The organism is Halalkalibaculum sp. DA384, from assembly GCF_043951955.1.
Taxonomy (GTDB): domain Bacteria; phylum Bacteroidota; class Rhodothermia; order Balneolales; family Balneolaceae; genus JAMQKA01.
Window position 1 is genome coordinate 1 of sequence record NZ_JBINJE010000053.1, and the last position, 14104, is coordinate 14104.

General features: G+C 47.2%; 10 protein-coding genes. All 10 read right to left on the minus strand.

Translation table 11 applies throughout. The annotated features are described in order from the left end of the window. Positions 1 to 447: 447 nt before the first annotated feature. Positions 448 to 2388 carry an SPOR domain-containing protein gene (locus ACG2E4_RS17585; RefSeq protein WP_395277396.1) on the minus strand — a complete coding sequence of 647 codons (1941 nt, stop codon included), beginning with the start codon at positions 2386 to 2388 and terminating at the stop codon, positions 448 to 450. A gap of 56 nt (positions 2389 to 2444) precedes the next feature. Then, positions 2445 to 3296: a hypothetical protein gene (locus tag ACG2E4_RS17590; protein ID WP_395277397.1), complete on the minus strand. Its 852-nt coding sequence runs from the start codon at positions 3294 to 3296 to the stop codon at positions 2445 to 2447. 14 nt (positions 3297 to 3310) lie between these two features. Beyond that, entirely contained in the window at positions 3311 to 5017 is a 1707-nt protein-coding gene (locus tag ACG2E4_RS17595; RefSeq protein ID WP_395277398.1) for a PilN domain-containing protein, read from the minus strand. A gap of 35 nt (positions 5018 to 5052) precedes the next feature. Then, a complete protein-coding gene (locus ACG2E4_RS17600) occupies positions 5053 to 6300 on the minus strand; it encodes a type IV pilus twitching motility protein PilT (protein WP_395277399.1) in 1248 nt (415 codons plus the stop codon). A 329-nt stretch (positions 6301 to 6629) separates the two neighbouring features. Next, complete coding sequence (locus ACG2E4_RS17605) at positions 6630 to 7133, minus strand: Crp/Fnr family transcriptional regulator (RefSeq protein ID WP_395261861.1); 504 nt, start codon at positions 7131 to 7133, stop codon at positions 6630 to 6632. A gap of 250 nt (positions 7134 to 7383) precedes the next feature. After that, entirely contained in the window at positions 7384 to 9162 is a 1779-nt protein-coding gene (locus ACG2E4_RS17610; RefSeq protein ID WP_395277400.1) for a GspE/PulE family protein, read from the minus strand. A gap of 123 nt (positions 9163 to 9285) precedes the next feature. Beyond that, positions 9286 to 10632 (minus strand): type II secretion system F family protein, encoded by a 1347-nt coding sequence (locus tag ACG2E4_RS17615; RefSeq protein WP_395277401.1) that lies wholly within the window; start codon positions 10630 to 10632, stop codon positions 9286 to 9288. Between the two features lie 308 nt (positions 10633 to 10940). Beyond that, positions 10941 to 11324, minus strand: a complete 384-nt coding sequence (locus ACG2E4_RS17620) for a hypothetical protein (RefSeq protein ID WP_395277402.1) — start codon at positions 11322 to 11324, stop codon at positions 10941 to 10943. Between the two features lie 105 nt (positions 11325 to 11429). Continuing rightward, positions 11430 to 12944 (minus strand): O-antigen ligase family protein, encoded by a 1515-nt coding sequence (locus ACG2E4_RS17625; RefSeq protein WP_395277403.1) that lies wholly within the window; start codon positions 12942 to 12944, stop codon positions 11430 to 11432. Between the two features lie 88 nt (positions 12945 to 13032). After that, positions 13033 to 13461, minus strand: coding sequence for a hypothetical protein (locus ACG2E4_RS17630; RefSeq protein ID WP_395277404.1), 429 nt, complete (start codon positions 13459 to 13461; stop codon positions 13033 to 13035). Positions 13462 to 14104: the final 643 nt, after the last annotated feature.

Consider the following 14104-nt stretch of genomic DNA (forward strand, 5'->3'; position numbering starts at 1 on the left):
AGTGAGCACCTCATGTTTCCTTCAACGAAGTGCACGGCCCAATTTCGCAGCTATTTGTGAGGATACCCAAATTTGAGCTACCGGGTACTTCCGCTAGATATAATAATATCATTGGCTTAAGCTGTAATTTGTTCTACTTCGTGAATAATCCGGGTTAAGATGATAATCGTATAAACGAGGATAGCACCATGTTTCTACCGTAATAATTTCTGTCTGACGAGGGACGGGAGATGAGTGGGGATTATGAATGAAGAATTATGGATTATGAATTCCGCTGCCCCCCTTGTGGCGAATTATATAAAAGAGCTGGAAATGATCTTCGAAGGGGGTGCAGGAGGATGATCAATAAGTAATGAAGAGAGGGCTTTGCAAAGCCCTCTTAAAAAAAGGTATCCCAATACCAAGGAGAATGGTTGGAATCTCGATTTGAACAAGACCTGAAAACTCTTACCTCGCATTAAAAATCCAGGCATCAGCGTTGTGGCGCTCCCAGATCGTATTAAGCTCCGCCTTGGCCTCCTCAAGAGTTTGATGCCCGCTGTAGGCTACAAAATGGTAACTGGAATCGGGATCCTCTACCACCACGGCATCGTAGCCCTGTTCCCGCAGCTCCTGTTGAAATTCAACGGCATTTTCCCTGTTTAAAAAGGAGGCGGCAACAATAAAGTAGTTGTAGTTCCCCGCCGATCCTCCCTGGGGATCAAGGCGTGTATCTTGCTCTCCCTCCGGCTCCGCAATCTCGTCTGTTGAATCGGCAGCCGGTTCCGGTTCTACGGCCTCTGCCCGGCTAGTTTCCGCACCGTCTCCGTCCACAGGACTTTCCCCGGCTTCAGACTGCTCCTCGTTCTTGTTTTCTTGCTCCGTTCCCAGGTTCAGCGGTACAGGTTTTGCCTCCATTTCAGGATCAAGATACTCATCTGTTTCTTCTTCACGGGATTGCTGTCCGGGCATCTCCTCTTCTTCTTGGGAATTCTGCTCTTCCTGTTCAGGGATCGTTTCTTCAGGAAGCTCTGTTTCGGACCCCTCGGCCTCATCCTCGTCATCGGCGTTTAGCTGCTCCATCCGGGTCGGGCTGTATTGGTCTTTTCGTTCGATTTCATTACGTATCCGTTCCCGTTCCTCGTGGAGCACATCAAATTTGTTTGCATTTTCACGACCATAGCGTTCAGCAATGGTAGGTTCAATTTCCGCCTGTACCAGTATTACCAGTTCACGCATCTGATAATCCTTGGAATTAAAACCAAACAGGTAGCGCAGTCCAAACAGCCAGGGCGGTAGATCCTTGAGTATGGGAACGCCGCGGCGCACCTCCGCCACTTCTGATCGATAAAGGCCCGCAATGGCGGTCGCTTCCCCATCCACGAGGATAGCCTGCGTCTCGGCCGTTTGCTTGTTGACAATGGTGCTGACGGGATCCGGTTGGGCCGAAGAACGCTCCGCCTGGATATCGAGATGGATAACGGTGGTGTCGTTTTCTTCTATAATTGTGGGAGTAACGGTAAGGATCGTACCTACGCTGAAGAACTGGTCCGTAACGTTACCTGCAAAATCACGCTGTTTAATAGAAAAATCTTGTCCTACCTGGATACGCCCCTCCTGCCGGTCCATCACCTTGACAGACGGAGACGCAAGGATCTCTCCCAGGTTGTCTGCCTCAAAGGCGCTGAACAGGGCCTGAACTTCGATGCCCGAATTCCCGACCTGCCCAAAATTTATAAGGGCATTAAACACATTTTGAGAAACATTTTGAGCCCCTTTGGAGTTGACAGAGACGAACTGGTCCTCAAAGCCGGAAGTGGCCGGAAGCTCTCCAGAGCCTCCTCCACCCTGGCCGCCTCCGCCGCCTCCACCACCGCCCTGGTTTTGGCCAACAAAGTTACCCAGATTAGCAGGTACATTTTCGGTCAGTGTAGACCAGTCTACCCCGATCTCCTGCAGCGCACGGCGACTGCCTTCGAAGAAGATCGCATTAATTCGTACCTCCCGGCTGTCGATGGTGGCTACCGGACCATCGCCCTGCTGTCCCTGTCCTGCTTGCACAGCCACATTTCCGCCCTGGGCGGTCTGGCCCTGGTCTTGGGCGGGCTCCTGATAGGGAACGATCTCAAAAATCTCATCCTGCTCTATCAAAACCAGGTCTTTTACCCGCAATAGCAGGTCGAGGGCATCTCTCCAGTGCATCGGCGGCACAGATATGCCGATTGATCCCTCCGTACCCGTCCTGTCGATGATCACTTTATTGAGCCTTTCCTGGGCAAACTGGTTGATCACATCTATCGCCCGTTGAAACGGGGTGTTGCGGTCAAAGGTGACAACCTCGTCCGGGTTGGTATACTCCCGGGGAATCCGGTCCTGCCCCTGCAAAGCCAGGCTGTTGTGCGGCTGCATAAAAAATAGAAGGAGTGGAAATATTAATAACCTCAAGATTGTTCTGTTTTTAAAGTTCATTGTTGTACCTCCAAAGTTACATGCTCTATGATGCCGCCTTTATTCAGCTCAAATATTGCCGATTGTTGTTGAATGTTAACCGTTTCCAGCCTGCCCAGGTACACCCTGTCTCCCACCTGTAATTTTTGCATGCTTCCATTTTGATCAATGACAAACACCGCGTTTGAACTCAATGCCACCAGGCTGCTGCTTTCGATGTCAATTAAGTTCTCTTCATTGGGCTCAATTTCCCGTATAAATGGATAAAATGGATTGTAAACAGATTCCAGTATCGAATTCGATATCGTTAGTTCCGTGGCGTCAACAATGCTGCTGCGGCTGTAATAACTTGCCAGCGCAAAGTTAAAGTTGACACGTCCGTACGACTCCAGGTTATTGATCGGTGAAATATTCAGATTGGCGATCTTGTTGATCGGTTTACTCAGCTCAATTCTCCGGATAAAGTTCACCACGTTCCGGTAAAATCCGCTCCCGGATATCTGCATATTGATGATCCCGAACTGCCCCTGGCTTGTTGAGTCAACAAACGTAAATGAGAAGTCGGTCACCGCGGGTCCGCTGTTTAGCTGGTTGATGAAATCAAATACCTTGTCCTCATTACTGCTGAAATAGAGGCCTTTGTCATAGTTTTTTATATAGTACTGGGCATTCTCATACTGTTCCGCGAGCATGTCGTATTGATTGGCGGTTTCCTGCTTGTTGGAGAGTTCCGTTCGTTTTTCGGTAACCTCCCCCTGCAGACGCTCCAGTTCGGGCTTTTGCAAAAATTCGATGTATGCCCATCCCCCACCGGTAATCAGCAAAAAAACCAGCGACAAAATTAGTGTATTCCGTAATGCGTATGACATAGATCAGTGGATAACTATTTGCCCAATATCGTTTTTAAGTCTTCCGGTCTCGGTGGAGAAAACTGGGATTTATCGTCCGAGAACTCTTTGATCCTGATGGAGAACCGATAGACCTCCTGTTCCCGGATCTCCTCGATGCTGACATTCAGTAGCGTTGCGTCGGCAAAAATATCCACGATGTCCGGTATTTGATTTCTATACAGTGCATATCCATTCAGGGAGGTACCATCCTGGTTGTTCTGCATGCCCGTAAACCAGGTCGCCTGTACATTCTCGCTCATCCCGTTGTTCAGGATCTGCAGCTTGCGGGTCCACTCGCGCGTTCCGCGACTGAGGGTATCCAGCAATACCAGTTCTTCCCGCAGTATGGCCAGCTGGTCGCTCAACTTGTTTGCGGCATTTACAGTGGGGGTTACCTGTTCAATCTGGCTGTTGATCCGGGTCAGATCACTTTCCATCGTCTGAATTTGCCGGGCGTTTTGCTGGTAAAAATAATTAAGTGTGACCGGGGCCATGAATATGAGAAAAAGGAGCATAATGCCGTGCCACTGGAGCTTGAATATTTTCTGGCGCTCCAGGACATACCCGGGCAGCAGCGAAATATCGGGAAAATGCTGCCTGTCAACCCCCGAAGCGGCCCAGGCGACACCTATTGCCGTGGTAAACGCGTTGGAACTTACCGGGTCTTGATCCCCATAATCAAATTTGCTGCTGTCGAACCGAAAATTCTCTACACTTACATCCGGGAAATTCTTCTTAAAAAAATCAGTCGCCTCCGTACCCACCGTATTATTTGCCAGTATCAGGCGATCCAGGTTGGGGACCTCACCGGTATCGAGCTGAAACAGGATTTTACTGAATATCGTATTCAGGAATCCCCGGTTTTTGGTTCCTTCATTAATGATGGGAGAAACCAGCCAGATCTCCTCTCCATTCATAAAGATAAGACGGCATCTCTCCGGACCGAACTGGATAATGCCGGTTATCTGGTCGGGTTGCAGCTCATAGTTCGCTTTTACTAGGCCGACGAGGCTGACCTCATCCGGAAGTATCTCATCAATAAAAAGCTTGCCCCCATACAGCTCGCGGGTTTCGTTCACCAGCTCCAGCAGCTTGGGATCTTCCTCCGTCGAAGCCAGCAGCAGCGACCCGTTCTCCCTTATCTCGTAATCGTATCGATCAGACGATTTCGGGGTCCCGTAAATGGATTCAAGCTTTTCTTCAAGATCGGCAATCAGGTCCTTTTTCTTGACTTCGTTGAAATTGGTATCCCTGATAATCTGGAAAATGGTATCACCGGCCTCCACATTGAGTCCCAGCCGGAGGTTGTCCGGGTCGATCTCCGTCAATGTTTCATACAGGAGCACTTCATTTGACCGCGTGCCGCTGTCAGCCTCTTCCACCATGTCCAGCGACAGCATATCGTCATCCTCCACGGGTTCCTCATCCATGTCGTCGAGGTTGATCTCCTCAAGCTCCTCCTCGCCGCCATCCCCCTCAAGTTCTCCCAGCCCAAAAATGGAATCGGCATCCTGATCTTCTTCAAAATCGCCGCCCTCCGGACCTTCAGAGGAATCGTACCCTCCCGGTTTCAGCTCGTCAATCAAGCCGATCTTGTCCAGTTTAACCAGGCGTACCTTGCCCTTCTCGGATTTAACCCGGGCAATTTTTAACTGGCTGCCTTCAATTACGATACCTGTGTATACTTTGCTCCCGAACATTGAGCCGCCGTTAGAATATTTGCATTTTATTTAATTTAGAGCTCATTGTCTGAAAGAAGCTGCAGCAAACGCTTTTTGTTATTTGCATTGTTGATCGCTTCCTCCCTGGAAATTTTGCCTTCGTCATATAGCCGTTTAAGGTCCTGTTCCATGGTATTCATCCCCTTGTCACCGCCCTCCATCAGCATCTGATAGATCTCGTTGACGTTGTTGTTGCGTATAGCCGCCTTTACGGAACTGTTTACCAGCAGAATCTCCTTGGCCAGTACCCGCTTCCCATCCAGGCTGGGAATCAGTTTCTGACTGATCACGCATGTGAGCACATCTGCGAGCCGGGTGCGGACCCGGTTCTGCTCGTTGGGTGGCACTTCGCCCAAAATCCGTTCGATGCTCTCCATCGCCGAGGAGGTGTGGAGGGTACCAAATGTTTTGTGACCGGAATCGGTGATTTCAAGCGTGGTCATGATTGTTTCGGGATCCCGGAGCTCTCCCACCACAATGATATCGGGATCCTGGCGAAGCGCCTGAACCGCTCCCTCCTTGAAAGAGGCGACATCCCTGCCCACCTCGCGATGCCTGACAACCGACCGGATCGGCTTGTGGATCAATTCGACCGGAGAGGCGATAATAACAATATGCGAGTCGATGCTGCGGTTGTTCGCATCGATGATCGTGTCAAGCGTGGAGGATTTTCCCGAGCCCGTGATTCCCGTAACGAGCGTTAATCCATATTTGTAATATTTCAGGCTGAGGGCCTTGGCTATTTCCGGGTGAAGGTTCAATCCCCTGAAAGGACGAATTTCATTTTCAATCTTGCGCATGTTTAATGCCAGGTGCTCCAGGTCAAAATACATGTCGGCCCTGAAACGCTGGCTCACATCCTCACTTATCTCAATAGAGTAGGAGAAATCGAGGTTCTTGTTTTCCAGCAGATGTTTGCGCTGGCTCGGCATGATGGCGTTGTGCAGCAGAAAATCGGTTTCGACCAACTCAAGCCGAGCGTCAATTTTGTCGGACGGAGATTTGTCGCCGTGAATCCTGTACCAGATCTGCCCTCCGCAGCCCGGTCCGCCAAGATCGATGTCGGAGGCCTCATTGTCATTCATCTCCAGCAGATAATCATCCAGGATGTTGCCGAGGATCAACCGCTTTTCATCGGGCTGGTCTTCAATAATCCGCCCGATCTGCTGGTGCCGTTCCAGCCCTTTTGCGGTCTTCGACAGCTGCCGCGCCATCGGTTGAATGAGTTCTGTCAGACGATTTGTACCAATAGCCTGTCCCATAGATTATTATTTGTTATACCGTTTTCAGTCTGAAGAAATGTTTTAACAAAATGCGGTTACGAAACAACCAACGATATTTGTTAATACAAGATGATGTATCTAAAAATTGTAAAATTGAACAATTTCATTTACAGACAGTTTTTCAAAAGAGTACGCTCTAGTATAGAAAAAAAGAACAATATTAAAAAACTCTAATGTTCAACCCTTTTTAAATGAATTTCCCGACTCAGAAAGGTTACTGTTTAAAATCGATAAAAAAAGTTAAATCGTTTTAATAAATGAGTGCATATAAAAAGAGATGCCCGGCAAGACTCCAGCCGGTAAGGAGATTACCAGCCTGCGTCATTCAGCAGCCGTTTTTTTAGCTTCAACAGCTGGACATTCATGTTGCTGATCTTTTTTTGCTGAATTTCAATGATGTTGCGGGTGAAAATATTGAAGAGTTTTTCAGGTTTTTTACGGAAGAAGTTCAAAGCGTCATACCGTTTGAATTGCAGCAGCAGGCTTTCCCCCTCCGAAACCACTTTGGCCATCCGGTTGTTTTTGCTGAACAGAAATGTTTCTCCCAAAAAGTTTCCTTCCGAAAGTACCGCCAACTGTATATTATCTTTCCAGATAGTCACTTTCCCCTCTGCTATCAGGTAGGCTGAATTCACATACTCGGATTCATTGATGATGACATCATCCTGCAGAAATCGCTCTTCGACCCCCAGGTTCAAAAACTCCATCGTATCTTCGTAATGAAAATTCCTCAGCAGTAAGGGAGGTTCCTTTAAAAATCTACGGATGTACTCAGGCGTAACATCACGTTCGGTTTGACCATCTTCAATCATAATATTCGCTCTTTAAATTGACCCCTATTTTACAACTCAGGATGGATTATGGCTCTGGCTATGCAAGCCTTTGTTAAATAACCACGCATCTTTTGTAATAGTAAAACTATTCGGATCAATTTTATCAATTAAATTTGGTTTCATTAATGTAATATAATATTGGCACTTATGCGGTTTCCATGATAAAACCCGGGGTATTTCTTCCCGGTGTGCCGATATAACATCGCAGCTTCATCTGCCCCAGGTTTTCTCAATCTTCTATTGTTATCGCCATGACCTCTTCTATGCTTGTAATCCCCGACTTGATCCGCTCGCGCCCGGAACCACGCAGGCTCAGCATACCCTGGCTCATCGCGTATTCCTTTATCCCCATTTCGTCGATTTCGCTGCCGGATTCCAGGATCATGCTGCGGATCTCCTTGTCAAAATAGAGCGCCTCCATGATAGCCGCCCGGCCCTTGTAGCCGATGTCGTTGCATTCATCGCATCCCACTGCGCGATAAAACGTGGTCTGCTGGATCTCTTCTTCGGTAAACCCGATCCCTTTTGCAGTCTCGGGATGGGGCTCATACTCCTCTTTACATTTGCTGCACAGTCTCCGTACCAGTCGCTGTGCCATAATCAGGTTTACGGCATTGGCAATCAAAAAAGGCTCCACGCCCATCTTGTAGAGCCGGGAGATGGCACTGGGAGCGTCGTTCGTGTGCAGGGTTGAAAAGGTAAGGTGCCCGGTGTTCGCGAGCTTGATAGCGATTTCGGCCGTCTTAAGGTCCCGTATCTCACCGACCAACACAATATCGGGATCGTGCCGCAAAATACCGCGCATCGCCTGGTCAAACGTCATGTGGTTGCTGAGCTTCAGCTGTCGGGCTCCCTCTATCAGGTATTCCACCGGGTCCTCTACCGTAAGTACATTTACAGCCGGGTCGATCACGTAGTAAAGCGCCGCAACCAGGGTGGTGGACTTACCGCTGCCCGTGGGACCCGTTACAATGACAATACCGGACGGTTTTTCGATCGCTTTTACAAAATCCTCTTTCGCCTTGGTCTGCAGGCCGAGTTTTTCGAGATCGGTAATCACTTTTCGATCATCCAGAATCCGGATTACGATAGATTCAAATTTCCGTTCAAACTGTTTTCCCACCATCGGCATGATGGAAACCCGGTACCGGATGCTGTGGTTGTCAACCACGCGCTGGATAAATCCATCCTGGGAGGCGTCCCGTTCAAAACGGTCCACATTCCTGGTTTTGTCTTTTACCACGGCGGATATCGCCTCCGGCTTCACATTTTTCTGCTCATGCCACATCTGCAGCTTTCCGTCGATCCTGAACCGGATGTCGGTTGATGCGGCGCCGGTGGGCACGATATGGATATCGCTGACTCCCTGCCGCACAGCCTCAACGAGCATCCCCTCCACCAGGGAGTTGAGCATGCTCTGGTTGATCTCCGCGTCGATCTCCTCCTCGTCGATCTGGTCCTCGTCGGACTCCTGCAGGTCGGGCTCTTCATATTCAATCTCTTCCAGCAGGTCCAGGAATTCGTTTTTCTGCTCGTAGACCTCGGTCAGGATCTGCTCAACAAGTTCGTAGCGGCAATAAAAAATTTCGAAATGCTTGAAATTCAGCCGCGAAATAATATTCGACAGGGTTGGATCGGAGGGATCGGCCGCTGCAATCGTCAACTCATTTTGATCTTTTTGCAGGGGCACCGCCTTTTGGTGGACAAGCTCATCGATGATCTCCTGCGGAAGCTGCTCAATATTTTCCTTGATCTCCTCTATGACGTCGGGTTCTATTCTTTGAACTCCTTCAAAAACCTCGTCAAAGGCGTAGATACTGGCAATTTCCTTCATCACATGGTGGCGATCCAGTCCCAGGTCCTGGTACAAAATCTGCCCCAGCCGCCGGTTGGTTGAATCCGGCTCTTCCTCGAGGATGGAATTGGCAATATTCAGCTGCTCCTCGTCTATGACTCCGCGGTTAAGCAGAATATTGCCGATATGTCTGCGGGTATTTACCTTGCCCATTGATGGTTCATTAACAAATCCAAAATTCCATTTTTAAAGCAGAGCCGGCCATACCTGCCGAATAGTTGAATAGTCAATATCATTTGACTACAAAATAGAGGCACAGTTCGTTTCAGGTTCCTCTTACATGCCTGACTGCGGCTTAATCAATGCCGACTCGGATGATACGATGGTAATGGCAATCAACGCAACCATAATGAAGAGGTTGACAAACAGGCTGATCAGATCGATGACAGACTCCATCTTATAGGTGGTCTGTATCTCATAATACTCGGCCAGCTGCTGGGCATTTTCCCGGAGAGCCCCCGATTCGGCCCCCAGCTTAAAACGGCTGATGGCGGTATTGGTGAACACCCCCGTCGCCTTGAGCGACTCGATCAGCCCGGCACCCTCCTTCAGCATCATCTTGATGGCCACCTCTTTTATCTGCTTTTCCATGTACTTGTTGCGGCACGCCTCCGCCGCCACTTTGATCACTTCAATATTTTGCCCGGACCCGCTGTAGAGGGTATAGAACACCCGTGAAAATATCTCGATACTCGTCTTGTGCATCAGGTCTCCCATCACGGGCAGCTTGGTGATGTGCTTGTCGAGCAGCAGCTTGCCTTTGGGCGTCTTGATAAAATAGACAAAACCGGCAATCGGGAGGATATGCGCCAGGGTGATCAGGAGCCAGTTATTCTGCAGCCACGCGCTCCAGTCGAGCGTGGCGGCCGTCATCGGGGCCTGCTGCTCCAGGTTGATATCCATCTCCAGGAATACGCCCGCCATTTCGGGGAATATATAGCCCACGTAAAACAGGACCACCCCGATAACGGCGATCACGGTGATTGTGGGCATCATGAGCGAGCGGCGTAAATTCTTTTTAAACTCGGCATCCCGCTCAAGAAACTTGGCCGTACTTTCAAACACCTGCGCCATGTTACCACTGGTGGACGCCACGCTCAGCATGTAGGCGGCAAATTTGCCGAATACATCCTCATGCTTGCCGTATACCTCCGATCCCTCTTTCCCATCCTTGAGGTCTTTCTGGATCTGCCGGATGACCTCCTTCATCCGCTTGTTCTGGGTATCTTCCTGAAGCAGGTTGAGAATCTCATCAAAGCTGAGCTGCTGTTTCAGCAGGTCGGCCGAGAGTCTTATAAACGTCACCACCTCTTTCTGTGGGACGCCGCCCTTCCAGTCAAACCACTTTTTATTGATGCTTATGACCTTGTAGCCCAGCTTGATCAGCGCCTTCTCCAGTTCCTCCTTGCTGTAGGCCTCCTGTTCCCCCTTTACCTCTTTGTTTGCTCCCTTCTTGACCTTGTAAATATAGGTCTCCTTCTTGTCGATGGAGTGGACCTTCAGGCCGTTGTTGCGGGAGATTTTATCAACTTTTTTTTCTGCTTCCTTTTTGGAGTCGGCCTCAAACTCCGTTTTAATCATCTTGCCCTGGGCGGATGTTGCCTTAAGTCTGAATTGTGCCATCTGTAAGATTGTAAATCGGTTGAAGGTTGCAGGTTGTATGTTGAAGGTTACAGGTTGAAAGTTCTGCCAACCCGTGCCAACTCACAGTACCGAGAGGATACCCCACTGCTCACCAATAATAACCGTTCTAAAGGTTTAATTGTAGATTTATTATATGATATGATGCAAAGAAAATGGCTTTGTTACAAATAAAAAGTGCTTTCCCTGAAAGGAGAGGGCTGTTTATCCCGAATTTGTCGCAAATATTTTGGGAAATAATCTCTTGTTTCACATTATATGATGCCTCATAACTACCAAGAGTATGCCACTTACTCTTCATACTCCCACTGTACCTGGAAATCATCGCCCTGCAGCTCGGCGATGGCCCGCAGGAATACCCCTTCATCTGTGCCGGTGCCCTCCACGGTCAGCGTATTACCACTACCGGATACGGCGTATGTGCCATTTGCCGTAGAGTCTCCGATGCTGATATCCCCGATCCCGATATTGTCAAAACTGCGCCCGCCTCCCTGCAGGGAAGCATTCCGGAAATAGTACGCCTGGGCTTCGCCGAGAATCAGCAATATATCCTGCTGTACGGCATCCTCGTTGGCGCTTTGCCGTGATTCCTGCAACGTATCAATGGCAATAATGGTAGCAACAGCCACAATTACCGTAACCAGGATTACTAACAGAATTTGTTGTTGACCCATAAGTCTTCACGTTTAAGAGATCATCTACTGAATAATATTCAATTGTATTTTAATAACCAGTATTATTAGCAGGATTTAATCCAGGTTTAATTAGGATTTTCAATTTCAGTTATGTTGAGATTCATCTTTATTAAGATCGTCGATATCTTCATAAATCATGCCCTGATGCCAAAAACGTGGATATAATTTGAATGGAGTATCAAACTTTTCAAAAAATTCCCTCTTTCGTTCGTCAAGATGAGGGATATCTGAAGCAACTTTGTAGGCCACAAAAACAGTATTTATCCCCAACAGGCCAATAATTGCAACTGCAGCAAGTGAAGTCTTTGTTCGGGCTCTGAATAACTTCCTGTTTGAACAGAGAAAATATTCCCCAATAATTGCGCCCCCGACGATAGTGAACAACAGTTGACTGAGTGATGAATTAAATATCCCGGAGACCATTGAATGAGCTAAAGCAGCGGTAATAGAAGCGATGAGCGCAATTCGCCAAATCAACCGTCGCGGATCCATTTCATTTGCAGGAAAATGAAGACTTTGTTTGATGAATTTAACTAAGCCTGTTGTAACCAGCACCGTAGCTAAGATAACAGCCGGTATACCCCATTCCGCCGCAGTTTGCAAAATAAGATTGTGGGGCGTTGACCACGGGGGATTAATTCCCATATAAGAAAAGTGCATCGGCCCCAGCCCCAAAAAGGGATGTTTCATAATTTGCTCAATGGTAAACCACCAAACATCCAGCCTGCCACTGTCTCCGAACCTTGACAATATTTCCCTCCCCCCATTTTGGGGTAGTAGAAAAAGAGACAAATAGAGTACCAGCCCAGCTGCAGCTGTTAGCAGGTACACTTTGGCAAAAGGAATACATCTCTTTCTAAATAGAACAACAATACTTAACAAGCCCAAAGTTGAAGCCACCATGGTACCTCTTGCGTCCGCTGCAAAAACAAGCATCCACCAAGAGCTGATAAAAAACAGTAACAGGTACTGTAGTCCCGGAATGATTCTATCCTTGAAATAGAGATAGGCAAACGCAAGCAACGGTAACGTCCAGGTTTGGATATGGTTGAAAAACCGTACGTGATTAAATCCCAGGTATGCACTTGGATTCAAAAGGACGCCATTTTTGCGCAGTTCAATCCTGTTTTGTTCTGGCCAGGTAGTCCAGTTGTCATTAAATAATCCCGTTATATAGTCTGCGTATACTCTTGTCAAATAAAGTATGCATAATACGATAAGGCCGATAAGTACGACTTTTATATAATGCTCTTTGTCCTCTTGGTACAGATAGCTACACAGAAATAATAATTGGCCTATCAGTAGATACCATCCCACTTGCAGGAAAGCCCATTGTGGTAGTGGTGCTAATGCTGAAGAAACCGTACCAATAATTAGAATGATGGTTAATCCAATCCAGACACTACTTCTTAGTCTAACAATCTGTTTTTTATATAAAAAACAGAGAAAGAGAATAGAGCTAAAGCCCAGGATTGCACTCTCTACTATCTTTTTTTGATTGAAATAGCTGAGACTTGTGATTGAAAAACTAGTTACTAATACTGCTGCAAGTATACAGATATAAAAAACAAACCATATAAATCGCTTTTTTAGGTGCATAAACAATACAAATAAAAAAGGGTTTTCATACCTTCATCTAGCATGAAAACCCTCAAATTTAGTATTCCTTAAGCTAATTAAGGTACTACTAATAGCTTAACTCATCCGGCAATATAGTTGCCGATATTGGATCTGAAGTATTGGTTACTGGTGGAGTATCATTTGCACCATATTGGCTAGAAGGATGTGCGGTAATAGTTATTTCTCCCTGCGCACCTCCACTTAAAACATAAGTACCATTTTCATTGTAAGCTTGAGTGGGTGTACCATCCACTATGGTACCAGCAAATGCAAGGTTCTCAAACGTCATATCAGTAAAATCTTTACCACCACCACCAAGCATATCTGGTTTCATATAATAACCTTGAGCAGAAGCAGCAATGGAAGCTATGTCCTGACGAACGGCATCCAGATTCGCACTATCTGCAGCGCTTGAGAAGGTGTTAATGGCCACGACCGTGGCGATACCCACGATAATGGTTACGAGGATTATAAGTAAGAGTTGTTGTTGACCCATGATTCTATCTCCTTAGGTTTTGTTTTTATTAGAGGTTAAACTCTGTTTGGTAATAGCCGATATTCGACCGTTGTACTCTGTTTCAACTACATGCTACAAGAGCATGCGCGTTTATAGATGTTACATTTTTCAATTTACAAATATACTACAATTTTAAAAGCCCTGCCCTTAATGTTAGATTTTGTTAATCGACCAACGTAAAACGCATTTAAAATATGCGTGAACTACAATTAAAATGCAACTATAATATTAAATTTTTTTAATATTTATGTATGGACCGTCTCAATCGTGCGGGATCAAAGCCGTTCGTGGCCGATGAGATCAACCGGGCTACTTCACAAAGCTAATCGGGAAGATTTCTGTTAGAGGAAAGCGGGTTGCAAAAATTGCAGTCTGTAGTGTTTGGCCCATTTATCGCCTTTAATTTTTGGTTCTTTTGGGTCAAGCCAAAAGGGATAACTCGGTTGGAGAAACAGTCTCCTGTTTCACATTCAGGCTTCCTTATCCTCCTTCCTTGTTCATTTTTTCATCGAAGAAAAAACGAACCTAAAAATTCGCCGCCGGAGAAATTTTTGTGGCGTTTCCTCCACCTCCGCTAAAACCATTGAACTCGATCCGCTGAAAAACGCGGATCTCAAACAGC

Bases quoted from the DNA above. Each gene is read 5' to 3' on its own strand.
- ACG2E4_RS17590 (WP_395277397.1), bottom strand. From the start codon at position 3,296: ATGTCATACGCATTACGGAATACACTAATTTTGTCGCTGGTTTTTTTG.
- ACG2E4_RS17625 (WP_395277403.1), bottom strand. From the start codon at position 12,944: ATGCACCTAAAAAAGCGATTTATATGGTTTGTTTTTTATATCTGTATA.
- ACG2E4_RS17610 (WP_395277400.1), bottom strand. From the start codon at position 9,162: ATGGGCAAGGTAAATACCCGCAGACATATCGGCAATATTCTGCTTAAC.
- ACG2E4_RS17615 (WP_395277401.1), bottom strand. From the start codon at position 10,632: ATGGCACAATTCAGACTTAAGGCAACATCCGCCCAGGGCAAGATGATT.
- ACG2E4_RS17620 (WP_395277402.1), bottom strand. From the start codon at position 11,324: ATGGGTCAACAACAAATTCTGTTAGTAATCCTGGTTACGGTAATTGTG.
- ACG2E4_RS17595 (WP_395277398.1), bottom strand. From the start codon at position 5,017: ATGTTCGGGAGCAAAGTATACACAGGTATCGTAATTGAAGGCAGCCAG.
- ACG2E4_RS17585 (WP_395277396.1), bottom strand. From the start codon at position 2,388: ATGCAGCCGCACAACAGCCTGGCTTTGCAGGGGCAGGACCGGATTCCC.
- ACG2E4_RS17600 (WP_395277399.1), bottom strand. From the start codon at position 6,300: ATGGGACAGGCTATTGGTACAAATCGTCTGACAGAACTCATTCAACCG.
- ACG2E4_RS17605 (WP_395261861.1), bottom strand. From the start codon at position 7,133: ATGATTGAAGATGGTCAAACCGAACGTGATGTTACGCCTGAGTACATC.
- ACG2E4_RS17630 (WP_395277404.1), bottom strand. From the start codon at position 13,461: ATGGGTCAACAACAACTCTTACTTATAATCCTCGTAACCATTATCGTG.